General features: G+C 54.6%; 27 protein-coding genes. 22 read left to right on the forward strand and 5 right to left on the reverse strand.

The window, feature by feature from the left end:
- Positions 1–54: 54 nt before the first annotated feature.
- From rpsP to rsmI, 9 genes are all read left to right on the forward strand, one after another.
- Positions 55–330, forward strand: a complete 276-nt coding sequence (rpsP, locus tag D888_RS0104635) for a 30S ribosomal protein S16 (protein WP_020675371.1) — start codon at positions 55–57, stop codon at positions 328–330.
- Between the two features lie 50 nt (positions 331–380).
- Complete coding sequence (locus D888_RS0104640; protein ID WP_020675372.1) at positions 381–614, forward strand: KH domain-containing protein; 234 nt, start codon at positions 381–383, stop codon at positions 612–614.
- Positions 615–656: 42 nt separating this feature from the next.
- Positions 657–1,187: a ribosome maturation factor RimM gene (rimM, locus tag D888_RS0104645; RefSeq protein ID WP_020675373.1), complete on the forward strand. Its 531-nt coding sequence runs from the start codon at positions 657–659 to the stop codon at positions 1,185–1,187.
- Positions 1,184–1,924, forward strand: coding sequence for a tRNA (guanosine(37)-N1)-methyltransferase TrmD (trmD, locus tag D888_RS0104650; RefSeq protein ID WP_020675374.1), 741 nt, complete (start codon positions 1,184–1,186; stop codon positions 1,922–1,924). The genes rimM and trmD overlap by 4 nt, the downstream gene beginning before the upstream one ends.
- Positions 1,925–2,010: 86 nt before the next feature.
- Positions 2,011–2,358, forward strand: coding sequence for a 50S ribosomal protein L19 (gene rplS, locus D888_RS0104655; protein ID WP_020675375.1), 348 nt, complete (start codon positions 2,011–2,013; stop codon positions 2,356–2,358).
- Positions 2,359–2,444: 86 nt separating this feature from the next.
- Positions 2,445–3,086, forward strand: a complete 642-nt coding sequence (locus tag D888_RS0104660; protein ID WP_051092402.1) for a ribonuclease HII — start codon at positions 2,445–2,447, stop codon at positions 3,084–3,086.
- Complete coding sequence (locus tag D888_RS0104665) at positions 3,083–3,448, forward strand: YraN family protein (RefSeq protein WP_020675377.1); 366 nt, start codon at positions 3,083–3,085, stop codon at positions 3,446–3,448. The genes D888_RS0104660 and D888_RS0104665 overlap by 4 nt, the downstream gene beginning before the upstream one ends.
- A gap of 96 nt (positions 3,449–3,544) precedes the next feature.
- Positions 3,545–5,488: an NAD(+) synthase gene (locus D888_RS0104670; RefSeq protein WP_020675378.1), complete on the forward strand. Its 1,944-nt coding sequence runs from the start codon at positions 3,545–3,547 to the stop codon at positions 5,486–5,488.
- On the forward strand, positions 5,489–6,316 hold the full coding sequence (rsmI, locus tag D888_RS0104675) for a 16S rRNA (cytidine(1402)-2'-O)-methyltransferase (RefSeq protein WP_020675379.1): 828 nt from the start codon (positions 5,489–5,491) through the stop codon (positions 6,314–6,316). It abuts the gene before it with no gap.
- Positions 6,317–6,329: 13 nt separating this feature from the next.
- On the opposite strand, the gene D888_RS0104680 is transcribed toward rsmI, so the two are convergent.
- Entirely contained in the window at positions 6,330–6,830 is a 501-nt protein-coding gene (locus D888_RS0104680; protein WP_020675380.1) for an LA_2272 family surface repeat-containing protein, read from the reverse strand.
- A gap of 238 nt (positions 6,831–7,068) precedes the next feature.
- On the opposite strand from D888_RS0104680, the gene D888_RS20695 reads away from it, so the two are divergent.
- Together D888_RS20695 and D888_RS0104690 are read left to right on the forward strand one after the other, a co-directional pair.
- On the forward strand, positions 7,069–7,407 hold the full coding sequence (locus tag D888_RS20695) for a glutaredoxin family protein (RefSeq protein ID WP_020675381.1): 339 nt from the start codon (positions 7,069–7,071) through the stop codon (positions 7,405–7,407).
- Positions 7,407–7,850 carry a GFA family protein gene (locus tag D888_RS0104690; RefSeq protein WP_020675382.1) on the forward strand — a complete coding sequence of 148 codons (444 nt, stop codon included), beginning with the start codon at positions 7,407–7,409 and terminating at the stop codon, positions 7,848–7,850. The genes D888_RS20695 and D888_RS0104690 overlap by 1 nt, the downstream gene beginning before the upstream one ends.
- A gap of 33 nt (positions 7,851–7,883) precedes the next feature.
- Here the strand turns inward: D888_RS0104690 and D888_RS0104695 are convergent, their stop codons facing one another.
- Positions 7,884–8,702, reverse strand: a complete 819-nt coding sequence (locus tag D888_RS0104695) for an endonuclease/exonuclease/phosphatase family protein (RefSeq protein ID WP_020675383.1) — start codon at positions 8,700–8,702, stop codon at positions 7,884–7,886.
- Positions 8,703–8,893: 191 nt separating this feature from the next.
- Between D888_RS0104695 and D888_RS0104700 the strand changes: the two genes are divergently transcribed.
- The gene (locus D888_RS0104700) at positions 8,894–9,775 is read left to right on the forward strand and encodes a DMT family transporter (protein WP_020675384.1); all 882 of its coding nucleotides are present in this window, start codon (positions 8,894–8,896) and stop codon (positions 9,773–9,775) included.
- A 34-nt stretch (positions 9,776–9,809) separates the two neighbouring features.
- Here D888_RS0104700 and D888_RS0104705 read toward each other — a convergent pair whose 3' ends face one another.
- Complete coding sequence (locus tag D888_RS0104705) at positions 9,810–10,595, reverse strand: nucleoside phosphorylase (protein WP_020675385.1); 786 nt, start codon at positions 10,593–10,595, stop codon at positions 9,810–9,812.
- Between the two features lie 226 nt (positions 10,596–10,821).
- On the opposite strand from D888_RS0104705, the gene D888_RS0104710 reads away from it, so the two are divergent.
- On the forward strand, positions 10,822–11,331 hold the full coding sequence (locus D888_RS0104710; RefSeq protein WP_020675386.1) for a DUF2058 family protein: 510 nt from the start codon (positions 10,822–10,824) through the stop codon (positions 11,329–11,331).
- Positions 11,332–11,379: 48 nt separating this feature from the next.
- Positions 11,380–11,802 (forward strand): hypothetical protein, encoded by a 423-nt coding sequence (locus tag D888_RS0104715; RefSeq protein WP_020675387.1) that lies wholly within the window; start codon positions 11,380–11,382, stop codon positions 11,800–11,802.
- Positions 11,803–11,948: 146 nt separating this feature from the next.
- On the opposite strand, the gene D888_RS0104720 is transcribed toward D888_RS0104715, so the two are convergent.
- Both D888_RS0104720 and ligA read right to left on the reverse strand, forming a co-directional pair.
- Positions 11,949–12,224 (reverse strand): acylphosphatase, encoded by a 276-nt coding sequence (locus D888_RS0104720; protein ID WP_020675388.1) that lies wholly within the window; start codon positions 12,222–12,224, stop codon positions 11,949–11,951.
- 2 nt (positions 12,225–12,226) lie between these two features.
- Positions 12,227–14,248 carry an NAD-dependent DNA ligase LigA gene (gene ligA / locus D888_RS0104725; RefSeq protein WP_020675389.1) on the reverse strand — a complete coding sequence of 674 codons (2,022 nt, stop codon included), beginning with the start codon at positions 14,246–14,248 and terminating at the stop codon, positions 12,227–12,229.
- 191 nt (positions 14,249–14,439) lie between these two features.
- Here ligA and D888_RS0104730 point away from each other — a divergent pair, with 191 nt between their 5' ends.
- The 8 genes from D888_RS0104730 (at position 14,440) to mraY (ending at position 23,603) form a co-directional block, all read left to right on the forward strand.
- Positions 14,440–15,684 (forward strand): HlyC/CorC family transporter, encoded by a 1,245-nt coding sequence (locus tag D888_RS0104730; RefSeq protein WP_020675390.1) that lies wholly within the window; start codon positions 14,440–14,442, stop codon positions 15,682–15,684.
- Between the two features lie 220 nt (positions 15,685–15,904).
- The gene (gene mraZ / locus D888_RS0104735; protein WP_020675391.1) at positions 15,905–16,345 is read left to right on the forward strand and encodes a division/cell wall cluster transcriptional repressor MraZ; all 441 of its coding nucleotides are present in this window, start codon (positions 15,905–15,907) and stop codon (positions 16,343–16,345) included.
- Between the two features lie 10 nt (positions 16,346–16,355).
- Positions 16,356–17,291 carry a 16S rRNA (cytosine(1402)-N(4))-methyltransferase RsmH gene (rsmH, locus tag D888_RS0104740; RefSeq protein ID WP_026362216.1) on the forward strand — a complete coding sequence of 312 codons (936 nt, stop codon included), beginning with the start codon at positions 16,356–16,358 and terminating at the stop codon, positions 17,289–17,291.
- A 32-nt stretch (positions 17,292–17,323) separates the two neighbouring features.
- A complete protein-coding gene (ftsL, locus tag D888_RS0104745; RefSeq protein ID WP_020675393.1) occupies positions 17,324–17,641 on the forward strand; it encodes a cell division protein FtsL in 318 nt (105 codons plus the stop codon).
- 1 nt (position 17,642) lies between these two features.
- Positions 17,643–19,598 carry a penicillin-binding protein gene (locus tag D888_RS0104750; RefSeq protein WP_020675394.1) on the forward strand — a complete coding sequence of 652 codons (1,956 nt, stop codon included), beginning with the start codon at positions 17,643–17,645 and terminating at the stop codon, positions 19,596–19,598.
- A 13-nt stretch (positions 19,599–19,611) separates the two neighbouring features.
- Entirely contained in the window at positions 19,612–21,129 is a 1,518-nt protein-coding gene (locus D888_RS20700) for a UDP-N-acetylmuramoyl-L-alanyl-D-glutamate--2,6-diaminopimelate ligase (protein ID WP_245554994.1), read from the forward strand.
- Positions 21,126–22,523, forward strand: a complete 1,398-nt coding sequence (locus D888_RS0104760; protein ID WP_020675396.1) for a UDP-N-acetylmuramoyl-tripeptide--D-alanyl-D-alanine ligase — start codon at positions 21,126–21,128, stop codon at positions 22,521–22,523. Before D888_RS20700 ends, D888_RS0104760 begins: the two co-directional genes overlap by 4 nt.
- Positions 22,524–22,526: 3 nt before the next feature.
- Positions 22,527–23,603, forward strand: a complete 1,077-nt coding sequence (mraY, locus tag D888_RS0104765) for a phospho-N-acetylmuramoyl-pentapeptide-transferase (protein ID WP_020675397.1) — start codon at positions 22,527–22,529, stop codon at positions 23,601–23,603.
- The last annotated feature ends 2 nt before the right edge of the window (positions 23,604–23,605 follow it).

Genomic DNA, 23,605 nt, shown 5'->3' on the forward strand with positions numbered 1-23,605 from the left:
GAACATTTAAGTTGTTCAGATAGCAAAGACAGATATTTCAGGAGGAACAACAGCATGGCAGTAAAAATCAGGCTCGCACGTGGTGGCGCAAAGAAGAAACCTTTCTATCAGATTGTCGTAGCTGATGAGCGTTGTCCACGGGATGGCCGGTTCATTGAAACTTTGGGTCAATATGACCCTCGTCAGGAGCAGTCTCTGCTCAATCTGAAAGAAGACCGTGCTCTGGCCTGGTTGGGCGAGGGCGCACAACCAACTGACACCGTTCGTCGCCTGTTACGTGATGCCGGCGTCTGGGCCAAGTTCAAGGGCGGAGATAAAGTAGAAGCCTGAAAACTGGTCCGAATCCGGGGCCACGGCCCCATCCACCCGGAGGATGACCTATGAAAGATCTGATCGAGTACATCGCCAAATCGTTGGTCGAAAAACCTGATGAGATCGAAATAACAGAGGAAGTTGCCGAAGATGGCTCGATTCTGGTCAAGCTGGCCGCTGCCCAGGAAGATATGGGCCGAATCATCGGCAAGCAGGGTCGCAATGCCAAGGCGATGCGTACCCTCCTCAATGCCAAGGCGACTCGCGAAAATAAACGGGCCGCACTGCAGATCATGGAGTAAGCTGTTTCATACGGCGATAGATCCGGGACAGGGTTGTTTTTAATGTCGATATCCGAAGACTCGCTGATTGAAACCGGACAGATAATCGGGACCCACGGATTGCGTGGTGACCTGAAGGTGCGGCCACTTTCGGGTGACCCCGGACCCTTGCTTCAGGCTGAGGAGTTTGTTCTGCGTTTGCCGGGTGGGCAGTTGCAGAAAGTAACCCCGCAGCGTCAGGCCCTGCACAAAGGGATTGTTCTTTTACGACTGAGTGGTTTTGAATCGCTGACGGACGTTGAAGGTTTAAAAGGGTGCCGCATTCTGCTAGACAAGACTCTGTTTCCCGTGTTGGAGAATGATGAGTTTTACTGGCACCAGATTCAAGGCTCACTGGTGGTGGACCGTCAACTTGGTGATATCGGCCGACTGGCTTCAATGTTTACCACTGCGGCACATGATACCTGGGTGGTTGAAGGTTCTGCCGGTGAGATTATGATTCCGGTGGTCGCTGAGTTTGTTGTCTCAATTGACACGGAGAAAAAAGTGATTCAAGTTGACCTGCCAGAAGGTCTGGTTGAGGTCGATTTGTGATATTTGAAGTTTTAACCCTCTTCCCGGCGATGTTCGCTTCTCCGATGGAAGAGAGTATCATCGGCCGTGCCATCCGTCAGCAGTTGCTTGATCTGCGGGTGCACAATCTGCGTGACTGGGCCGAGGGCAAGCATCTTCAAACCGACGATATGCCTTATGGCGGTGGCGACGGCATGGTGATGAAGCCTGAACCCGTCGGGCGCGCGCTGGCTGCGCTTAAAGAGAATTCTCCGCGGAGTCGAGTGCTGCTGATGACCCCGCAGGGTCAACCGTTCAAACAGCATCATGCCCTGCAACTTGCGCAAGAGGAGGGTTTGATCTTTCTCTGCGGACGCTATGAAGGGTTTGATGAGCGCATCCGCCAGTCGATGGTAGATGCAGAGTTTTCCCTCGGGGATTTTGTCCTGACTGGTGGGGAACTTCCGGCGATGGTAATAATCGATGCGATTGCGCGCCACTTGCCCGGGGTGCTCGGCAACGCCGGTAGTGCGGTAACGGATTCTTTTTCCGATGGTCTGCTTGAGTACCCGCAGTATACGCGACCAGCAGATTATGCCGGGATGAAAGTTCCTGAAGTGCTGGTGTCGGGTGACCATGCCCGAATTGCCCGCTGGCGTCGCGAACAGCAATTGCGCCGAACCTTTGAACGCCGTCCTGAACTTTTAGCCGCGGCGAACCTGAGTGATGCGGAACGTAAATTTATCAACGAGCTGCGTAACGAAGCGCAGAAAATATAAGAAGGCGGCCGGGTGGTCGCTCACCCCAAAGACCCAAACGTCTGAAAATCAGATTTACACAGAATAGGTAACAGGGAGGAAGCAGCATGAACATTATCGATCAACTTGAATTGGAACAAATGAAAAAAGATATCCCCAGCTTTAGAGCAGGGGACACTCTGAAGATCCATGTCAAGATTACTGAAGGTGACAAACAGCGGATTCAGCTCTATCAAGGGCTCTGCATTCGTCGCCGTAATCGCGGACTCGGTTCATCCTACACGGTACGTAAGATCTCGGGCAACGTTGGGGTTGAGCGGGTCTTTCCGTTGTACTCTCCCAGTGTCGCCGAGATTGAAGTTGTGCGCTGTGGTCGTGTGCGTCGTGCCAAGCTCTACTACCTGCGCAATCTGCGCGGTAAGGCTGCACGTATTACCGAGAAGCGCATGGTCTGATTTCGCTACATCCGCTACAATGAGCCCCGGCATTTTGTCGGGGCTTTTTTGTAGGTACTTTTTCATAAGGGGGGCCTTCAGTTGTGATCAACTTAGAACTCTTCCCTCAGCCTGAAATTTCGACGCTCTTCTTTGAGAAACAGGCTCGAGATAAGGGTTTTTGCGGGGTTGCAGGGATAGATGAGGCCGGTCGCGGTCCTTTAGCCGGACCGGTCGTAGCTGCCGCTGTCATCTTGCCAGAGCATTTTGTTCTCGCCGGTCTGGACGATTCCAAAAAGTTGAGTGAAAAAAAGCGTGAAGAGCTTTTTCCTCTGATCCGCATGCAGGTTCAGGCCTACGGCATTGGACTTGCCACCTCTGGAGAGATCGATCAGCTTAATATTCTGCAAGCGACCCTGCTGGCAATGCGGCGTGCCCTGAAGAGAATCCAGTCACAGGTTGATTATCTGCTGATTGATGGTATCACGGCATTGCCGGTCAATTTACCCCAGCAGACCCTTATCAAGGGGGATAGCCGTTCCTTGTCAATTGCGGCGGCATCTGTTCTGGCCAAGGTCGCGCGTGATCGCTTGATGGTTGAACTTGACCGCCAATATCCGGGTTACGGTTTTGCCCGGCACAAGGGCTATGGTACCCTTGTCCATCGTCAGGCCATTGCCGAGAATGGTCCCGCTGCGCCACATCGTCTGACCTTTGCCGGGGTCAGAGAATTTGTGCAGTCCCCATGACGCAGGCACGACTTAGTCTGGGGGCATGGGGCGAGGACCAGGCGGCGGATTATCTGCGACGACTGGGGCTGAAGATTGTGGCACGAAATTTTTCGACCCCGGTCGGTGAAGTCGATATTATCGCCCGCAGTAAAAAAGAATTAATCTTCATTGAAGTCAAGACGCGTCGAAGTAATGCCTACGGCACTCCGGCTGAAGCTGTTGGTCCGCGTAAGCAGCGACAAATTATCCGCACCGCCCAGTGGTATCTCACCGCGGAGAAGAGCCGCCTGCAACCCCGTTTTGATGTTGTTGGCGTCATGCCTGACGGGGAAGGCGGGGCGCGGATCGAACATTTACCCGCTGCGTTTGAAATGGAATAAGTCAGCGCAAACCGGAGTGGGCGTCTTCGGGTGGCGTCATAAAATAAAAATTTCTGAAACTGTGCAATAATCCTGAGAAAAGATCGGGAGAGACTGATGTCAATTGATTTGAAGCAACTGGGGATGTTCAGGGTCGCGGTGGTTACGCCGGAGTTGCGCGTGGCGGATGTCACATTTAACCTCGCCGCTATCAAAAAGACCGCCCTTGACGCTGGTCAGCTGGGGGCCTCGCTTTGTCTTTATCCCGAACTTGGGCTTAGTGGCTATACCTGTGCCGATCTCTTTTTTCAGCCGCTCCTGCAACAACAGGTTGTCCTGGCCTTATGTGAATTGGCGCGGTTCAGCGCTGCAGATTGTCCTGTGTTGGTGGTCGGCGCTCCTTTGGCGCAGGGTGGACGTCTGTTTAATTGTGCGGTGTTGATTGCGCATGGCGTCATCTGTGGTGCGGTTCCCAAAACATTTTTGCCGAATCGGGGCGAGTTCTACGAGCAGCGCTGGTTCGCCTCGGCGCGGGAACGCAATACCGATCACCTTCTGCTGGCCGGTGACCTGATCCCCTTTGGTGAGGACCTGCTTTTTCAGGCGGATCAGTACCCTGAACTGCGGGTCGGAATTGAGCTTTGCGAGGATCTCTGGGCGGTCGAGCCTCCCAGTGGTTCACAGGCCCTGGCCGGTGCAACCTTATTACTGAATCTGTCGGCCAGCCCTGAAGTTCTCGGAAAACGTGACTACCGTCAGCAACTGGTGGCATCGCAATCGGCGCGTTGTCTGGCCGCCTACGCCTACGCTTCAGCCGGGCCGAACGAGTCGAGCACCGACCTGGTTTTTTCCGGGCATAGCCTCATCGCCGAATATGGTCAGCTTCTCGCTGAAACCGAGCGTTTCCGTTTCGACAATCAGCTGGTCCTGGCCGATGTTGATCTGCAGCGACTGGTGGGAGAACGCCAGCGCAACAGCAGCTATGCCAACGCCAGTCCGCAACGTCAATACCGGGTCCTGAGTTTTTCTCCCCCGGCACCTATTGTCGCAAAACTGTTACGGCCGGTGAATCGGACCCCTTTTGTTCCCGATTCGGGGTCGGAACGTTCCGAGCGTTGTCAGGAAATTTTTGCCCTGCAGACTAGCGGGCTCGCCAAACGGTTGAAACATACCCAAAGCAAAAATCTTGTTATCGGCCTGTCGGGTGGGCTTGACTCGACTCTGGCACTTCTGGTCTGCATTCGTGCTTTTGATCTCCTGGGCTTAGAGAGGCAGGGGATTCATGCCCTGACCATGCCCGGCTTCGGTACGACCAAGCGCACCCGCTCTAACGCAGAAAAACTAGCTGAACTGCTCGGTTGCACCTTACGCATTGTTTCGATCGATGCCGCGGTGCGCCAGCATTTTGCTGATATCGGTCATGCTGAAACCCAGCGGGATCTGACCTATGAGAATTCACAGGCCCGCGAACGGACCCAGATTCTGATGGATGTCGCGAACCAGGTTGAAGGTCTGGTGATCGGTACCGGAGATCTCTCGGAACTGGCCCTCGGTTGGTGTACCTACAACGGTGATCATATGTCGATGTATGCGGTGAATACCGGAGTGCCGAAGACCCTGGTCCGCTATCTGGTCGACTGGTGTGCCGGGCATGAGTTTGAAGGGGAGATTTCGCAGGTGCTGGCCGATGTCTGTGCGACCCCGGTGAGCCCGGAGCTCTTGCCACCCGATGCGAATGGGGAGATTGATCAGATTACCGAAGACCTGGTCGGTCCCTATCTGCTGCATGATTTTTTCCTCTATCATCTGGTGCGCCTGCATTATCCGCCGCAAAAAATTCTACAGCTCGCACAACATTCCTTTGCCGACGAGTTTACGCCTGAAGAATTGAAAAAGTGGTTGCAGGTTTTTTACCGCCGCTTTTTCAGCCAGCAGTTTAAGCGCTCCTGTCTGCCCGACGGACCCAAGGTCGGCACAATCGCGCTCTCCCCACGCGGTGACTGGAGGATGCCGAGCGATGCCTGTGTCGAACTCTGGCTCCAGCAGTTGGAGACCCTGTAAGTGAGCGGTCTCCTGTATGTCGTTGCTACACCGATTGGCAACCTTGAAGATATGACCTATCGTGCGGTGCGGATTCTGGCTGAAGTCGATCTGATTGCCGCCGAAGATACCCGCCACAGTCGGCGTCTGCTTGACCATTACGGTATTAAAACCCGCCTGATCTCCTGCCATGAGCACAATGAAAAGGAACGGAGTATTGAACTCATCCAGCGGTTACAGACGGGCGAGAATGTTGCGCTGATCAGTGATGCTGGAACCCCGGCAATCGCCGACCCGGGTTACCGTCTGGTGCGTGCCTGCCGGCTGGCGGGTGTCGAGGTTGCTTGTGTACCGGGGTGCAATGCGCTGATCGCGGGGCTGTCGATCAGCGGGCTGCCGACCGACAATTTTCGCTTTGCCGGGTTTTTGCCCTCCAAAAAAACTGCACGGCAGAAGCTGATTTCAGATCTCTGCAGTGTCGACCACACCCTGGTTTTTTATGAGACCCCGCATCGCCTTCTGGCCGCACTCGAAGATCTGTGCCATATTTGCGGGGCTGGCCGCGAAGTCGCCATCGGTCGCGAATTGACCAAGAAACATGAAGAATTGTTCTTCGGCACCTTGCTTGAGGCGAGTGAATATTTTGCGCAAAAAACCGTCAAGGGAGAGCTGGTGTTGATGCTCGCCGCCGCCGCGAATGAAGCTCCAATTGAAACGATTGAAGCTGCTCTGCAGCGGCTGCATGCCGAGGGGGAATTAACCTGGAAAGAGATCGTTAAGCGGGTCGCGAAAGAGCATGGCTTGCCCGGGAGCGAGGTTTATGCCCGCTCGCTCCCGTTTCGTTCTTAAGCCTGCTTTGGAGTTAGAAGCGCCAGTTGACCAGAACCATAACCGGTGCAATCTCGTTGGGGAAGTTTCGGAACCAGTCCTTTGTGTTGTTCATGATATTAATCAAGCCCACCTGAACCCCCTTGTCAGAGGATTCAGCGAAATTTATGAAGCCGAGTTGCAGGCCGTGTAATTTAGCCGCGTAGTTGAACGCCGCCCACTGAAACCCGGTGAGCTTCACCGAAGAGTAGTTGGCGAACCATGCCAGCTGCGCCCCTTCGTAGGTCTCCGCATAGTTTGCCAATAATCCGACGGATACTCCTGAACTATCACCCGTGGAGCCGTTGACTAGCCCGAGCGCGATGGCGTTTTGCGGATTTTCTCCCCAGATATTTAAGGAGACCCCCTTGATACGGGTGGTTCTGGCTTGAATGGCGATATCCGGGATTAAGCTCAACTGAAACCCTTGGGTTTCGGCAGCCACCGCTCCGGTAGCAAGGAAGCAGCCGATTAAAACTAGGATCAACTTTTTCATCGTTTATGTCCTCCGTTGATTGTGTTGAGTCCTGACTGTGGATGAATGCCAAGTCTAGAGCGTGAGTGTATCACTAATCAGTCCGAGGGGAAAAATAAAAGCGCGCCCGGTTTTTCAATGTTTATGCGATGAAGAAATGTGGTCCAGGTGCTATCCTGATGCTGCAAATAACCTGTTCCCAGTTCTATCGTAGTGTTGTGTCTTTGGCTGAACCGGGTAACAATTCAAGGAGGATGAAATGCACCATGTAAAATCCAGTATGTTACTGATTCTTGTCCTGTTGTTGTTTTCCGGAAGTTGTTTCGCTGTGGACAACAAAATCTACCCCAATCCCCCCACGCAAAGTGTTGAGCTGTATGTCACCAGCTGGTGCCCTTATTGTAAAATGGCCGAAGCCTATCTGGATAAACAAGGGGTGAAATACCAGAAGTACGATGTCGAAAAAGATAGAGAAGCCGCCAAACGCATGAACCAGTTAGCCGGGGGTGGTGGCATCCCCTTCGCCGTGATTAATGGCGTCTTCATCAAGGGCTGGTCCGAAGGTGCCTACGCTGAGGCCTTGAAGAGGCATAACTGATGACAGCTTTTCATGAAATAGCCGGCGGTTGCCATTGCGGTAATATCACATACAAATTTTTCTCGCCGCTGCCGAAGTCCGAGCTGCCGCTTCGCAGTTGTGATTGCTCATTCTGCACCAAACAGGGCGCCTGTTACACCTCGCATCCCAAGGGGCGGCTGCTAATTCAGATAAAAGACCAGGCCCAAATCAAGCACTACCGCTTCGGTACTGAAACTGCTGAGGCGATACTCTGCGCCAGCTGCGGGTGCTTCCCATTCATCACCGCTGAACTTGATGGACAAACCTTCGCCGTGCTCAACGCTAACAGCATCGACGATCTGCAGATTGACCACGCCGTCATTCCACCGGCCCTGCATCTGGTGGATTTTTCTGTTGCTGAGCGGATTAGACGCTGGAAAAATTTCTGGATCGGGCAGGTTGAGATCGAGACCTTTCTCTGAACCTCAATCTCAACTGAAGGGGAATTAACATCCTCAGGGTTCATTTGTTGCGTGTTGAGCTCGGGCGTTGGCGAACAGAAGATCGTCCTTCTCCACGCAGGAGCAATACGGCCGTCGCGGCAGCTTGCGATCTTCTTCTTGCACTTCGACATCAAAGTCGACCAACACCGGCAGGTGGTCAGAAAAAAGTACCTGGGGTATCTGAAAGTTTCGCACTTTAATTCCCTTGCTGTGCAGGACAAAATCAAGGTGGCGGTGCGGGTTTTTGCTCGGATAGGTCGGCAGGCCTGCGACATTGGCATTCTGCAGTCCTGTCGCGGCAAGAAACATGTCGATTTCAGTTTCGCCCCAGAGCATGTTGAAGTCCCCTGCGACCAGACACGGGCGATCGGTTTGTTTGATCATCTCGTACAGTGCGCTTAACTGCTGATGTCGCGTTCGTGCTCCCAGGGCCAGATGGACCAGATAAACCACGACATGTTGCAGTTCCAGTTCGATCACCAGGCGTTTCATGCCGCTCTTAAAGAAATGAAAAGTTTCGCCACGAATGCGATATCGCGTTAAAAACGCGTTGCCCTGATTCCTTATCACAGGAACATGCCTCCAGAGCGAATCTTCTTCATATTTGATTGAATGTGAGTGATAGTGCCCCAGTGACTTTGCCAGCAATTCAGCCTGATTCTCGCCGCTACTGCGATACGAACCATGATCCACTTCGATGAGACCGACTAGATCCGGTTCAAGGTCGCGCAGGAAAACCGTAATTCGCTCCAGGTTCTTTTTGGAAGAACTGGCCGACTTGTGGAGTCGTGGACCGGTTGCGTAACGAATGTTATAGAGTAAGAACCTCATCAGGACCTCCGGAGTTATTAAAGCACGGCCAGGTGATAACGCAAGAGAGCAAGCCGCCGCAGAGTTCATCGGGCATCCTTGTTAATCTACCACCGGCAAGAGACATGGGGACAGCTACTAGTGGAAATCTCTTTCAATCACTTCTTTCCTGACATGAATGGTCCGCGACTAAACACGAGGAAACGCTCCATATGCGCCGCACCTTGATTAACTCAATTCCCATAATCTTTGTTGTTTTATGGAGTACCGGCTTTATCTCAGCGAAGTATGCTCTGCCATTTATCGAACCTTTTTATTTTCTCTTCATCCGTATGACTCTGACCATTGGTGTGTTTTTGCTTCTGTGTCTGTTATTTCGGGTTAAACGGTTGTCTGCTAAACAGGCAGGCCATCAGATGGTCACGGGTTTTTTGGTGCATGGTGTCTATCTCGGTGGGGTTTTTGCTGCCATTAAGTGGGGCATGCCCGCGGGTATCACCGCTATTGTTGTGGGTGTACAGCCCGTTTTGACAGCTTGTCTGGGTTGGCGTTTCCTGGGCGAACGCTTGCGGCCCAGGCAATGGCTGGGACTTGGGCTGGGATTGGCCGGGGTGGTGGTTGTATTGTTAAGCACCAGCCAACAAGGGGGGGCTGACTTGGCCTGGCCGGCGCTTTTCGCGGCCATTGCGGCCTTGATCGCGATTTCGCTTGGGACCTTATATCAAAAGCGTTTTGGCACCGGCACGAATTTACTGGCAGGATCTGTCTGGCAGTACCTCAGTGTGGCGCTGTTGATGGCGCTCTTAACCTGGGGGTTCGAAACTCAAAAGGTTATATGGGATATTCACCTGATCTTCGCGCTCGGGTGGCTGGTCCTGGGCTTATCGGTCACGGCAATTCTCTTGCTGATGTATATGATCCGTGAGGGTGCAACGGCCAAAGTGGCAAGTTACTTTTATCTGGTCCCGCCTGTGGCCAGTATCGAGGCCTGGTTCATATTTGACGAAGCATTAAGTACCGTCGCGATCGCTGCTATAGCGACAACAGTCCTTGGTGTCTATCTCGTGGTCAAAAGTGCACCAGCAAGAGCCTAGGAACCTGCCGGACTATGCGGGTTGAGTTTGAAATTCAGGCCCCTTTCAACTTCTCCAGCGCCATCAGTCCTACTTGCACCGCATTCTGCTCTGCCCGCAACTTGACGCTCAGGTCGACAGATTCGGCCACCAGGCGTTCGGCCAGCACGGCGCAGATGCATCCAGCTGCAAAGCCGTAGATCAGTCCCATCTTGAACAGGGTTCCGGCCTCCATTTCATAATTGAGGATTCTCAACGCCCGGTATTCTTCGGTTATCCCGCGCATGGAGCGTAGCAGTTGCGGGTTGACTGAACTGCTCCTTTCTTGCCCTTCGTAGAAGGTGTCAACGCTTGCGGTGACACCGAGGTGGGCGCTGATGCCGAGGTGATTGGCTGCTTCCATCAGCGCTACGCTGACATAGGGATCGGCCGCTGCCGGGTACTCGAGTGGCGCGATGTCCTGCGCGGCGCCCTGACGGCAGAGCGCGCTACTTGATATTACCAGTTCCCCTACCTTGATCTGCGCTGCGATGCCACCGCTGGTACCAACTCGGATGATGGTGCGTATACCGACCGATGCCAGTTCGTTAACCACGATCGAGAGGGAAGGGGCACCCATGCCGCTGGTGGCGGCGATAAATTTGTTGCCGGTCGGGCTTTGGCACAGATAACTGTGCAGCCCGCGGTTTTCCGAGAGGGTCGCAAGGCAACTCACCTCCCCGGTCTCTCTGGCAATGCGACGGGTCCGCTCCGGGTCACCGCACAAGAGGGCCGCCGTCGGCGGACTGGTGCCAAGATCTTTTTGACTGAAACCAATATGGTAGAGTTTTTCGTGATTCATGGGGCTACCCTCCGCAGGTATTCAGGGACGTCTCAATTCTAGTCGGTTGCACGCCGAACGCAATCAGTTCTCAAACCGGCAAGCGTGGAGAGGTTTGTTATCGAGGTTGGGCAGCTTCCCTTTTTCTGGATCTTGTTATAGGTTTTGCTACACAGAGGCCAGCTCTGTCGGCGTGAAGAGGCAGTGTCAGTTTCAAACATCAAGAAAATATATCCTGGAGTTAACAATGGGTCTTTCCTTACAAGAACAGCTGCTTAAGGCTGGGTTGGTTGACAAGAAACAGATCAAACAGGCCGACCACGCCAAGAGGGTGCAAGCCAAAATGAAAAGAAAGGCCGGCGATTCTTTTGAAGACCGGGACGCGCTCAGGCTGCAGCAGCAACAGATCGAACGGGCCAAACAGGATCAACAGTTAAATGCCGAACGGAACCAACGCGCCCAACAAAAAGCCGCGCAGGCGGCCGCGCAGCAGTTGATTGAGGCCAATTGCATGCGCCTGGAAGAGGGTGAGGTTGTTTATCACTACGTTTCTGGCGGTAAGATCAAGCGCGTTGCTGTTGGGCCGGAGGTTGCGGACCAGCTTGCTGAAGGGCGGCTGGGATTGGCGATGTCCAAGAGCGGGCTTGTTCTGCTTTCTGCTGAAACGGTTAAAAAGGTGCTGAACCGCGACCCGGATGCAATTCTTGCCTACAATGATCCGACAAAAAGCAAGGATGACTATCCGACCGATTGGTAGGAAATGGCTCGAGGTCGTTATAAGCGTGTATCTTTTTAGAGAATTGACATGATGAGGTTTGAAATAAGCAGTTCTCTGAATTTACCGCTCTGCCTGGAATGTGGCGGGCGGTGCTGTCAGGGGAGCCCCGGAATTTGGGTAGACCCTGAGCGTTTTTTTGCGCTCTTTTTCCACGGGCAGCATTTGTCGCTTGAGCAGCTGCGCGGACGCTTGTCGGCATTGAACATGGTGCTCTGGGAGAAGACCGGGGTGCCGGTTCCGGCGCCGCGGTCGTTGCAAACCGGCTGCTCATTTCTTGGGGTTGAAGGTTGTCGGTTTCCGGTGACTGCGCGCCCCTGCCAGTGTCTGGCGATGACCCCCAACCGCGAGACACTGATTCAGGCACAGGGCTGTCTTTGCCTGGTTCCCGCGGCGTTTAATCGGCGCGCTGCTCAACTTCACTGGCAGGAATATTGGCAGTCGGTCATTTAATCGCGCCGCAACCTCAAAATCCCCAATCTTATTCCGCCGGACATGATCGAGCGATTCTGTTCAGCGGTCGCCGAGTTTCAGTTGGCCGTAATGCCCTGAAGTATCCGTCCAATCCTTCATGACAGAGGGCTCCCGTGAGGTTCGTGTCAGCGGATCGTAAAACTTTCAAAAACTCCGCTATAGGTGAGCTCTTCGATTTCAAGCCCATCAACCTGTGACAGCTCCGGCCCCTGCTGGCACCAGACGAGCGTCGCTTCGACCGCCTGTTGCTCGCCTTCGATCAGCGCTTCAACCCGGCCATCTGGCAGGTTGCGGACCCAACCGGTGACTCCGTTTTTTCGGGCGGCCTGTCGGGTATAGTAACGGAACGAGACCCCCTGGACCCGGCCTGAGATGAGTAATCGCCGACAGATTTGCATCATCGTTATTCTCCGGTGGTCTGGTCGTGCAGTAAGTTCAGAAATTCTTCTTCACTCAGAATTTTGACCCCAAGTTGTTCAGCTTTCGCCAATTTACTGCCGGCACCAGGTCCTGCGACCAGATAGTCGGTTTTCTTGCTCACCGAGCCGCTTGCGCGCCCACCCTGCTGTTCGACCAGTTCCTCCCCTTCGCTGCGGCTGAAACGCTCGAGTTTGCCAGTGAAGACGAAGACCTTGCCAGCTAAGTGCACCCCTTGCGGCGCAGCACTCGCTTCGGGGTGAACACCTGACGCCTGGAGTTGGCGCAGCACCTCAAGGTTGAGCTCGTCGGCGAAAAAGCGCAGCAGGCTGGCGGCGACCTGAGGACCGATTTCGTGGGTCTCGAGCAGTTGCTCAAAGGTTGCCAGGCACAGGTTGTCGAGGCTGCCGAAGCGGCGACTCAGGACCTTGGCCAGGTGCGCACCGACGTGGCGGATCCCCAGACCGAACAGCAGCCGCTCGAGGGGGCGCTGGCGACTGGCGGCGATGGCGGCGAGCAGTTTGTCTGCCAGGACCTCGCCCATGCGCTCCATCTGGAAAAAATCTTCTCTGGTCAGGTGGTAGAGATCGGCGACATTCGTGACCAGTTTCAACTGCAGGAGTTGGTCGATGAAGCGGTCGCCCAACCCTTCGATGTCCATCGCGCCGCGCGAGGCGAAGTGTTTGAGCGCTTCTTTGAGCCGGGCCGAGCAGGAGAGCCCCTGGCAGCGCGGCACCACTTCCCCCTCTTCACGCGCAACTGTCGAGCCACAGGCCGGACAGCTTGTCGGCTCGGGGATAGGCTGCTCTGCGCCAGTGCGTTTTTCGATGAGCACTTTCACAATGTCCGGGATGACATCTCCGGCGCGTTCGACAATCACCGTATCGCCTACCCGGATGCCGAGGCGAGCGATCTCATCCCAGTTGTGGAGGCTGGCGCTCGAAACGGTTACGCCGCTGACATTGACTGGCCTCAAATTTGCCACCGGGGTAATCGCGCCGGTGCGACCGACCTGAAAGCGCACCGATTCGAGCACCGTCTGCTCTTGACGAGGTGGGAACTTGCAAGCGATTGCCCAGCGTGGGGTGCGGCTCTTTTCGCCAAGCTCCTGTTGCAGGGCGAAGCTGTTGACCTTAACTACCAGGCCGTCGATCTCAAAGGGTAGATTATCCCGTTCAGTTTGAAGTTTCTGGTAGCGCGTTATAACGGCTTCGATATCTTCAGCCAGAAAAAGGGTCTCAAGATTGACTCGCAGGCCCCAGGCATGCAGCTTTTGCAGCATCTCAAGTTGGGTGGTTGGCGGCTGTTCTGCTTCAATCTCTCCCAGCCCGTAGCAGCTGATGGTCAAGGGGCGTCGGGCGGTGATCCGGGGGTCGAGCTGACGCAGGCTGCCAGCCGTTGCGTTGCGCGGGTTGGCAAAGGTTTTCTCCCCCTCCTCGCGACGCTGCGTGTTCAACTGGCGAAAGGGGGCGAGCTCCATATAGACTTCGCCGCGCACTTCCAGCAGTGGTGGGGCATCCGGCTTCAGTTGCAGCGGAATGGCGCCAATCGTGCGGGCGTTCGCGCTGACATCTTCACCTACCTCACCATCCCCCCTGGTTGAAGCGTGCTGGAGGAGTCCGTCACGGTACACCAGTTCAATGGCCACGCCATCGAGTTTCATCTCACACAGATAGGCGATCGGTTCATCACTGGCGAGCAGTCGCTTGATGCGGGTATCGAATTCGCGCAGGTCTTCCGCGTTAAACGCGTTTTCGAGAGAGAGCATCGGGCGTCGGTGAACTATCTGCTTGAAGCCTGTTTGTGGCTGAGCGCCGACCCGTTGCGACGGCGACTGCGGCACGATCAGGGAGGGGTGTTTTTTTTCGATCTCCAGGAGTTCTTGCAGAAGTTGGTCGTACTCGGCGTCACTGATCTCGGGAGCATCGAGAGCATGATAGCGGTGACTATGATGATGCAGTTGACGACAAAGTTCCGCGTGCCTGGCTTGAACTTCTTTGTTGGTCATGGAGCGTCCTGCACGAATAGCCGTTGGGGTTAAAATATGTCAAATCGCTGGCCGTTTATATCATGATCAGGACGGACACGGCAATTATCAGTCGCGATGACGGGTGGGTGATGCTGTCGACAGCGCAGTGCAACTGATATACTATGCGCGGACGTTTCAGGTCGTGTGAAATTTACCTGTTGGGAGTGGAAATGGCTGAAGAAAATCTCTGGCGCTTGGGAGTACTGTTTGTGCTGTTGCTGTTGTCCGGTTTCTTTTCCGGGTCAGAGACCGCTTTGCTGGCGCTGGATCGGTTGAGGGTAAAGTATCTGCAGCAGAAAGAACGGCCAGGCGCTGCGCAGTTGGCGAAGCTGCTTGAAAGGCCGGACCGTTTGCTGGGCGGGATCTTGGTCGGCAATAATCTGGTCAATATTGCCGCCTCCGTGGTTGCTACCGGATTCTTTGTGAGTCAATTCGGCGATAATGGAGAGCTGCTGACGATTCTGATTTTAACCCCGGTATTGTTGATTCTTTCCGAAGTTTGTCCCAAGACTTATGCAGCACAGTACCCGGAAAAAATATCATTCCTGGTTTTGCGTCCTATTCTGGTGGTTCTCTGGATCTTATCTCCGATTATTTATGTTGTTACCCGGATTTCTGGGTTGTTGACCAGTTTTTTCCATAAGGGAGAGAAAGAGAATGATTCACTCTCCGAAGATGAGATCCGCGCGATTATTGAGGCCGGTGAATTGAGTGGCGTGGTTGCCGCTGAACAGCGGCGTATGCTGCATGGTGTTTTCGATCTGTCAGAGACCCGCGTCCGTGACGTCATGTTGCCACGCACCGAAATCGTCGGGGTCGAAGCGGGGAGCAGCTTTGCTACCGTGCTGGAGGTCTTGCGCGAGGCCCGGCATTCCCGGTTTCCGGTATATAGCGAGAGTCTCGACAACATTGTGGGGGTGCTTCATTCCAAAGATATTCTTGCTTATGTCGGGCACGAAGACTCATTTTCGCTGAAAAAAATCTGTAGTAAACCGAATTTTGTGCCAGAGTCAAAACGAATTGCGGTGTTGCTGCAGAGTTTTCGTAAACGTAAGGAACACCTGGCGATCGTGGTTGACGAATATGGTGGGGTTGAAGGGTTAGTGACCCTGGAGGATGTGGTCGAAGAGATTGTCGGTGAGATTCATGATGAGCATGATATTGAAGAGGCTGATTTTCAAAAACTTGGGCCGAAGCGCTATCTGGTCGACGGTGCGGTGTCGTTGCGGATCTTGAATCGTCGTTTTCACCTCGAACTACCCGAAGAGCATGTGACGACCCTGGCGGGGTTGTTGATGCAACAGATGGGGAAAATTCCGGTTGAAGGCGACTCCTGTGAAATACTGGGAATTCGCTTCGGCGTGCGGCAGATGGATGATCGGCGGATAGAGACTGTAGATATGCGCCTGGCCTGACAAAAAGGTCCGGCACGGTGGGCCGAAACTGATAACCTTGAGAAACCTTTGGACTTGTGGCCTTCTTCGTTCCGCGAAGGGGGCTTTTTTATTTTTTGACACCGCTCCCCATCGCAACAAACCCCCCGAAAAACCACAAAATTTCTTGACAGTGGGCCAGACCACAGGTATATTTTCCCCAAATAGTGTCTAACAGTGCCATTCAGTGTCAGGTGGGCCAATGTTTTACGGGGAATTCAATAATACTGTCGATTTGAAGGGGCGTGCGAGTATACCGTCGACCTTTCGTGAAACTCTTTTGAGTTTGACAGGCGATGTTTCCCTGGTTGTTACCAAAACTGACAAAGGACTTACCGCCTATCCCGCCTCGAGCTGGAAAAAAATCTCCCAAAAAGTCATGGCCTTGCCCGAGGGTCCGATCAAGCAGGCTAACCTGAGGACGCGTCTCGGGCCGGCCAAGGAGTGCCCTTTTGATAAGCAGGGCCGCATCCAGATTCCACAGGCCCTGCGCGAATACGCCGGCCTTGAGAAGGATATCGTAGTCGTCGGTATGGGGGGCAAAATAGAAATCTGGAATCAGCAGCGTCATGCTGAGGCCACTAGCGCATCTGAAAGTATGCTCAAGGATCACGCTCAAGCTCAAGCCGATCTCGGTTTTTAACCGGGTGGCGCTGCTCTTTGAACATCAGTCGGTTATGCCGCGCGAGGTCATCGACCTCCTGCAACCAGTTAACGGCGGGATCTATCTCGACGGAACCCTTGGCGGTGCCGGACATTCCAGGCTAATTCTGGACACGGCCCCGCAGGCGCGTTTGATCGGAATCGACCGTGACAGGTCTGCACTGGCCAAGGCGCAAGAGGTTCTGGCCGGGCATGAAGGGCGGTTCAGCCTGCATCATCAAACCTTCGATCGTGCCGGTGAGGTGCTGCAGGAGTTCGGGATTGATGGCTTGGATGGCATGCTGCTGGATCTGGGGGTCTCATCCCATCAGCTGGATACGGCCGAGCGGGGGTTCTCCTTCCGCTTTGATGCGCCGCTCGATATGCGGATGGATTGCAGTGCCGGGCCAACGGCCGCCGATCTGGTCAATGAATTGCCCGAAGATGAGCTGGTGCGGATCTTCTTTCAGTATGGTGAAGAACGCTTTTCGCGGCGGGTCGCGCGTGCCATTTTGAAGCGCCGTGAAACCCAACCCTTTACCCGGACCGGTGAATTGGCCGAGCTGTTGCGGGCCGTTATTCCAGGGGGGCGTAAGCCGTCACGGATCGATCCGGCGACTCGGGTGTTTCAGGCCATACGGATCGCAGTCAATCAGGAGCTAGATCAGGTTGAACAGGGGGTTAAGCGCGGGATTGAGCTGCTGAAGCCGGGTGGACGACTGGTGGTGATCAGCTTCCACTCGCTGGAAGACCGGATCGTGAAACATATTTTTCGTGAACAAGCCAGGGGCTGTATCTGCCCGCCGCGCATTCTTATTTGTCAGTGCAACAATCAGCCTGCTGTAGAGATTCTGACTCGTAAGGGTTTGAAGCCGCAGGCCGACGAAATTGAAGTAAACCCCCGGTCCCGCAGCGCTGTGCTGAGGGCCATCAGTCGCATCGGTTGATGCAGGGGTCTTGATATGTTCAGGAGGTGGCGATGTCTGAAGCCGTACAGCGTACAGTAGTCAAAATCAACGGCTTCGTTCTGCACCGTCCCCGGCTGACCCCGGTCTTTGTCGCGATTATTCTGGTCGCGGCCCTCTCCCTGCTGTTTGTCTGGTCGCGCCTGCAGGCGATCAACCTTGAATATGACATTTCACGAATTGAGACCCAGATCCGGGTCGGGACTGAAGATGTCAAAAGGCTCACCCTTGAAGTGGCACACCTTGGGAGTCATCAGCGGATTGAGGGTCTGGCACGTCAGGAGCTGAACATGCGCCTGCCGTCTCCGGGTCAGATCATCCGGGTCGATTGATATGGCGCCGACCGAACGGAGCATTCAGCTACGGATCCGGGTGATCGGCATCCTGTTTGTTGGCGTGTTTCTGGCTGTTTCGGGTCGTGCCGGCTATTTGCAGCTGGTCATGGCGGAGGATCTTACCGCACGGGGTGATCAACAACATCAACGGGTGATCAAACTCACCCCGCAAAGAGGCGTGATCTATGATCGCAACGGCGATCCGCTGGCTCTCAGCCTAGAAGTTCAGTCGCTGTATGCCAACCCCTCTGATCTGCAAGATGTTCCGCAGGTCGCTCATCAGCTGGCGCCCCTGCTTGACTCCCCTGAGAGGCAGATCCGGAAAAAGTTAAGTGAAAAGAAAAGCTTCGTCTGGGTGGAACGCCTGCTTACCCCGGAGGTGGCGAAAAAAATTACCGAACTAAAAATTCCTGGATTGCACTTTGTTCCTGAGCACAAACGTTACTATCCGCACGGACAGATTGCAGCACAGGTCGTCGGGTTTACCGGTCTCGACCCAAGGGGGCTGGAGGGGATCGAGCTGAAATATGACGCCGATCTGCAAGGGGAGGCGGGGCTGCTGATTTCCGAACGTGATGCGCGTGGCCGCGGGATGGCGACGGCGGGGCAGGATATTCGCGGTGGGGTACCGGGGGAGAGCCTGTTTTTAACTATTGATCGCACCCTGCAGTACATCGCGGAAAAAGAGTTAGCCCGAGAGGTTAAGCAGAGTGGTGCCGTAGGCGGCACGGTGGTGATGATCGAGCCGGCCAGCGGGCGGGTGCTGGCGATGGCGAGTCAGCCCTCATACAACCCGAATGCGATTAATCGCTACCATCCGGCTGACTGGAGAAACCGTGTTGTCAGCGATTCTTTCGAGCCGGGCTCGATTTTTAAACCGTTTATCCTGTCGGCAATCATCCAAGAGCAGGTTCTCAGCCCCGGTAGTCAGGTCGATTGCGAGCATGGTCGGTATGAAGTCGGCGGCAAAATCATTCGTGACCACAAGGGATACGGCCGACTACGGCTGTCTGAAATGCTGAAGTACAGCTCGAATATCGGTTTCGCCAAGCTGGGGAAGATGCTTGAACGTGAACGTGTCTATCGGTATGTGAGTGATTTCGGGTTCGGTGCCAAAACCGGGATTGATCTCCCGGGGGAACAAGAGGGCTTGTTACACCCCTCGAAGGGCTGGTTTGAAATTGACCTTGCGACCATCTCTTTTGGGCAGGGAATCAGTGTAACCCCGATGCAGATGGTCACGGCAATGGGTGCTATTGCAAATGGTGGTTTACTGATGAAACCGTATCTGGTCGAAAAAATTGTTGATGGCCAGGGGGCGACGGTCTTTAGCCGGCAGCCGCACGTTGTGCGTCGGGTCATCTCAGCGGCTACCGCCAAGCGCGTTCGTCAGATGATGGTTGGGGTAACTGAGGAAGGTGGCACCGGGACCAAAGGGGTGGTCGAAGGGTTTGATGTCGCCGGGAAAACCGGGACCGCTCAAAAAATCGATCCAGTCACCGGTACCTATTCCGATGAAAAGATGGTCGCTTCTTTTATTGGTATGGTACCAGCGGAAAATCCGGTGATTCTCCTGCTGGTGACGATTGATGAACCCCAGGATAAAATCTACGGTGGCCTGGTGGCAGCCCCTGTATTCAGTCGAATCGCTGATGAAGCTTTACGTTATCTCGATGTTCCGCCGACAACGGTTGTGGCAAAACAGACTCTTCCGGAACAGCCTCCGAAGATTGCCGGTGATAAGAGCGTAATATCGGAGCCTCAGGTCACAGCGGGCAAGGGGAGCTCCATGCCGAACTTCATAGGGATGAGTTACCGTCAGGTGCTGGAGGCGATGCAGCGTTCCGGCCTGAATATTAAATTGTCCGGCAGTGGCAAGGTGGTCGAGCAATCACCTTCCGCCGGCGCAGTCGTTCGCTATGGAGCAAAGATTTGGGTTCGTTTTGGTGCTTGATCAGGGGGTTCAATTGAAACAGAGGGCTCAACTCAGGGCGTTAATTGCAGAAATTCCAGGCTTGCTGGTTACTGGAGGCACCACTGAAGTTGCCGGTCTTGCCTGTGATTCTCGCCGGGTCGTGCCTGGAGATCTGTTTTTCGCCCTGCCAGGAGTCAAATGCGACGGATGGGATTATATCGCCGAGGCCCTGGCCGCTGGCGCCTGTGCCCTGGTTCTTAACCGCGCTCCGCAAACGGAGTATGGCGTACCTGTTGTGGTCGCCGAGAATATCAGACTGGCAATGGCTCAGATTGCGCAGCGCTTTTATGCCGACCCCAGTTCGGATCTGTTGGTTATCGGAGTGACGGGGACCAATGGTAAGACGACGACGAGCTATCTCCTCGAGTCGATTCTGAAGGCCGCCGGTTATCGACCGGCTGTGTTCGGTACTGTTGACTACCGTTTTGGTTCCGAAAAAATTCCGGCCAGTCATACCACCCCGGAATCTATCGAACTGCTCAAACTGGTCGCTGAGTTTCGTGGCAAAGGGGCGAACGCCTTGATACTTGAAGTCTCGTCTCACGCGCTGGAACAACATCGGGTCGACGGCCTCAAGTTTAATGTCGCGATCTTTACCAACCTGACCCCTGAACACCTGGATTTTCACGGGACGATGGACGCCTACTTTTCGAGTAAGGCTCGCCTCTTCGATCTGGTGCCGGCTCACTCTGGTGTAATCAATCTGGATGACAGTTACGGGGTCTGGCTGAAAGATCAGCATCCCGATGCCCTCGGTTTTTCGCGGCTGCTGCCAACAGATATCGGCCTGAAACAGTTGTCTTCAGACGCTAATGGGCAGCGAGGTGAGATGTTGATCGCCGGTAATGCGGTTGCTCTGAACTCGGCCCTGGTGGGTGATTTTAACGTGAGCAATATTCTGGCCGCTGTCGCTGGTGCCCATTGCGCAGGGGTCACGGATGAGGCGATCGCTCTGGGAATAGCCCAGGCGCCGCAGGTTCCCGGACGCCTGGAACGGGTTGAAAACCGGCGCGGGGTGCTGGCACTGGTTGATTTCGCCCACACCAGCGATGCCCTGACACAGGTACTGGCGGCTTTGGTTGGTATTCCCGCCCGCAGACGTATTACGGTGGTTGGCTGCGGCGGCGACCGTGACCCCAAAAAGCGGCCGTTGATGGCGGCAGCGGCGGTGCGGTCATCTGATTTGGCCGTATTGACTTCTGACAATCCTCGAACCGAGGACCCTCTAGCGATACTGGAGCAGATGAAACTGGGTGCGGTTGAGGCTGGTTGTGAACTGACCTTTGCCGAAGCGGTGGCAGGTGAGTCGGGCTTTGTGGTGATCCCGGACCGGAGGGCGGCGTTGGATTTTGCCGCCAGTCTGGCGGCAGAAGGTGACCTGTTGCTGGTTGCAGGAAAGGGCCATGAAGATTATCAGGTTCTGGGAACAACCAAGATTCACTTTGATGACCGTGAAGAACTGACCCGTGCGTTGAACTGCGCTACCCACACTAAAGGGGGGCATCAATGATACTCGATCTTGAGATGATCGCGCGTATCACGGCAGCCAGAATGACCGGTGATGGGAAGTCAATCCAGATCTCGGGGGTCTCGACCGATAGTCGCAATATCAACCCGGGAGAGTTGTTTATCCCGCTGCGCGGTGAGCGTTTTGATGGCCATGACTACATAATCCAGGCTGTCCGCAACGGTGCCGCCGCCTGCTTGAGCGAGGAGGTCATCGCCGGGCTGACCGTTCCGGTTTTATTGGTCAAGGACAGCTTGCGTGCTCTGGGGGATATCGCCAGTGCAGTGCGTCAGCAGTGGCATGGTCCTTTAATCGGGATTACTGGTTCAGCGGGTAAAACCACGACCAAGGAGATGCTGGCAGCGATTCTGTCGCGAACCGGAAGTGGCTTGAAAACAGCAGGAAACTTTAACAATCTGATCGGTTTGCCCCTGACCATTTTAAATCTCAGGGAGGACCATCAGTGGGCAGTGATCGAGATGGGGACCAGTGCGCTGGGTGAGATTGAGCGCCTGACCGAAATCGCGGCGCCTAACATCGGAGTCATTACCAATGTTGGACCGGTACATCTTGAAACCCTAAAAGGACTGGACGGAGTGGCACGGGCCAAAGGGGAACTCTTCGCCGGGTTGAAGGGTGGGACCGCGATCGTTAATCTGGATGATGAGCGGGTCGCCAGCCTGCCCATAGCCAATGGTGTGCGTCGGGTGATCTACGGGCTCGGAAGTTCAGCTGATGTGCGTGCTGAAGAAATTCGAGAAACCGGCAGTCAGGTGTTTTTCCAGTTGGTACTGCCAACGGAAAGGCACATGGTCAAACTGCAGACCCCGGGCCGACATAACGCTCTTAACGCCCTGGCTGCTGCGGCGGCCGCCTGGACCCTGGGGGTAGGTGGCGTAGAAATATCACGCGGTCTGGCCGATTTTATCCCGATCCACGGACGTATGAACATTTTTCCACTCCCCAGCGGGGGGGAACTGCTGGACGACAGCTATAACGCCAATCCCCTTTCCGTCCGCGCGGCACTGGAGACCCTGACCATCAAAACCGGGAAGGGGCGCCGCATCGCCATATTGGGTGACATGCTTGAACTTGGGGATGAGGCAGAGCGTTTTCACTATGATATCGGATGTACCGCAGCGGAAACGAGCGATCTGCTGGTCATCATCGGCCCCTTATCGCGACAAACTGCCAGAGGTGCGCGTGAAAAAGGGTTGAAACCTGATCAGATTCTCGAGTTTGATGACTGTGATGCTGCGATTGCCGGGCTTGCCGGTTTGCAGCGATCAGGGGACCGGATTCTGGTCAAGGGTTCACACGGTATGCGCCTGGATCGTCTGGCAGCGGTGCTCCGTCGTGCGGAAGAGTCCCCGTTATCCATCAGGAATGGAGGCTGACCTATGCTTTATCATCTCCTCTATCCTCTTCACACCGAGTATTCGGTGCTTTATGTTTTTCGCTACATCACCTTTCGTACGATTTACGCCACCATAACGGCGCTACTGATTTCGTTCATTCTCGGTCCCTGGCTGATTACTACTCTCAAGCGACTACAACTCGGGCAATCGATCCGCAAGGTCGGGCCTGAATCGCATTTTGTCAAAGAAGGAACCCCGACCATGGGTGGGGCGCTGATCATTCTTGCGATCGCGTTGCCGACACTGATGTGGGCGGATCTCACCAATCTGTATATCTGGGTAGCACTCCTCGTGACGGTTGGTTATGGCGCGGTCGGATTCTGCGATGACTGGCTGAAAATCGCCAGAAAGAACAGCGCCGGTATCTCGGCCAGGACCAAACTTTTCTGGCAGCTGCTGATCGCCTTTATCGCAGCGATGTTGCTGTATCAGCATGCCGGTTTTGAGACGACGCTATCACTCCCCTTTTTCAAAGGTTTACATCCCGACCTTGGCTGGGGCTACATCCCCTTTGCGATGCTGGTTATGGTCGGAGCGAGCAATGCTGTCAACCTGACCGATGGGCTTGATGGTTTGGCCATAGGACCGGTTATCATCGGGGCCGCAACCTTTCTGCTGCTCGCCTACCTGGCCGGCAATGCACGCTATGCCGAATACTTGCAGATTACCAGCGTGCAGGGTGCGGGTGAGTTGGCCATACTATGTGGCTCGATGGTCGGGGCCGGGCTTGGCTTTTTATGGTTCAACAGTTATCCAGCTCAGGTCTTTATGGGAGATGTGGGGAGCCTCTCCTTAGGTGGAGCGCTCGGGATCACGGCAGTGATCGCCAAACAAGAGTTTTTACTCGTGATCGTCGGCGGCATTTTTGTTGCCGAAGCGCTGTCGGTCATTTTTCAGGTCATCTCATTCCGCCTCTGGGGGAAACGGATATTCCGCATGGCTCCGGTGCACCATCACTTCGAATTGAAGGGCTGGGCTGAACCGAAGATTATTGTGCGCTTCTGGATTATCAGCATTATTCTCGCCCTGATCGGGCTTTCGACGTTGAAACTCAGGTAAAT

This window comes from Geopsychrobacter electrodiphilus DSM 16401 (assembly GCF_000384395.1).
In the GTDB taxonomy this organism is placed as follows: domain Bacteria; phylum Desulfobacterota; class Desulfuromonadia; order Desulfuromonadales; family Geopsychrobacteraceae; genus Geopsychrobacter; species Geopsychrobacter electrodiphilus.

Bases quoted from the DNA above. Each gene is read 5' to 3' on its own strand.
- D888_RS0104700 (WP_020675384.1), top strand. From the start codon at position 8,894: ATGCGCCGCACCTTGATTAACTCAATTCCCATAATCTTTGTTGTTTTA.
- D888_RS0104670 (WP_020675378.1), top strand. From the start codon at position 3,545: ATGTCAATTGATTTGAAGCAACTGGGGATGTTCAGGGTCGCGGTGGTT.
- mraZ (WP_020675391.1), top strand. From the start codon at position 15,905: ATGTTTTACGGGGAATTCAATAATACTGTCGATTTGAAGGGGCGTGCG.
- D888_RS0104705 (WP_020675385.1), bottom strand. From the start codon at position 10,595: ATGAATCACGAAAAACTCTACCATATTGGTTTCAGTCAAAAAGATCTT.
- D888_RS0104665 (WP_020675377.1), top strand. From the start codon at position 3,083: ATGACGCAGGCACGACTTAGTCTGGGGGCATGGGGCGAGGACCAGGCG.
- D888_RS0104710 (WP_020675386.1), top strand. From the start codon at position 10,822: ATGGGTCTTTCCTTACAAGAACAGCTGCTTAAGGCTGGGTTGGTTGAC.
- ftsL (WP_020675393.1), top strand. From the start codon at position 17,324: ATGTCTGAAGCCGTACAGCGTACAGTAGTCAAAATCAACGGCTTCGTT.
- D888_RS0104730 (WP_020675390.1), top strand. From the start codon at position 14,440: ATGGCTGAAGAAAATCTCTGGCGCTTGGGAGTACTGTTTGTGCTGTTG.
- D888_RS0104695 (WP_020675383.1), bottom strand. From the start codon at position 8,702: ATGAGGTTCTTACTCTATAACATTCGTTACGCAACCGGTCCACGACTC.
- D888_RS0104760 (WP_020675396.1), top strand. From the start codon at position 21,126: ATGATACTCGATCTTGAGATGATCGCGCGTATCACGGCAGCCAGAATG.
- D888_RS0104640 (WP_020675372.1), top strand. From the start codon at position 381: ATGAAAGATCTGATCGAGTACATCGCCAAATCGTTGGTCGAAAAACCT.
- rplS (WP_020675375.1), top strand. From the start codon at position 2,011: ATGAACATTATCGATCAACTTGAATTGGAACAAATGAAAAAAGATATC.
- rimM (WP_020675373.1), top strand. From the start codon at position 657: ATGTCGATATCCGAAGACTCGCTGATTGAAACCGGACAGATAATCGGG.
- ligA (WP_020675389.1), bottom strand. From the start codon at position 14,248: ATGACCAACAAAGAAGTTCAAGCCAGGCACGCGGAACTTTGTCGTCAA.
- mraY (WP_020675397.1), top strand. From the start codon at position 22,527: ATGCTTTATCATCTCCTCTATCCTCTTCACACCGAGTATTCGGTGCTT.
- D888_RS0104750 (WP_020675394.1), top strand. From the start codon at position 17,643: ATGGCGCCGACCGAACGGAGCATTCAGCTACGGATCCGGGTGATCGGC.
- D888_RS0104715 (WP_020675387.1), top strand. From the start codon at position 11,380: ATGATGAGGTTTGAAATAAGCAGTTCTCTGAATTTACCGCTCTGCCTG.
- rpsP (WP_020675371.1), top strand. From the start codon at position 55: ATGGCAGTAAAAATCAGGCTCGCACGTGGTGGCGCAAAGAAGAAACCT.
- D888_RS0104680 (WP_020675380.1), bottom strand. From the start codon at position 6,830: ATGAAAAAGTTGATCCTAGTTTTAATCGGCTGCTTCCTTGCTACCGGA.
- D888_RS0104720 (WP_020675388.1), bottom strand. From the start codon at position 12,224: ATGATGCAAATCTGTCGGCGATTACTCATCTCAGGCCGGGTCCAGGGG.
- D888_RS0104690 (WP_020675382.1), top strand. From the start codon at position 7,407: ATGACAGCTTTTCATGAAATAGCCGGCGGTTGCCATTGCGGTAATATC.
- D888_RS20695 (WP_020675381.1), top strand. From the start codon at position 7,069: ATGCACCATGTAAAATCCAGTATGTTACTGATTCTTGTCCTGTTGTTG.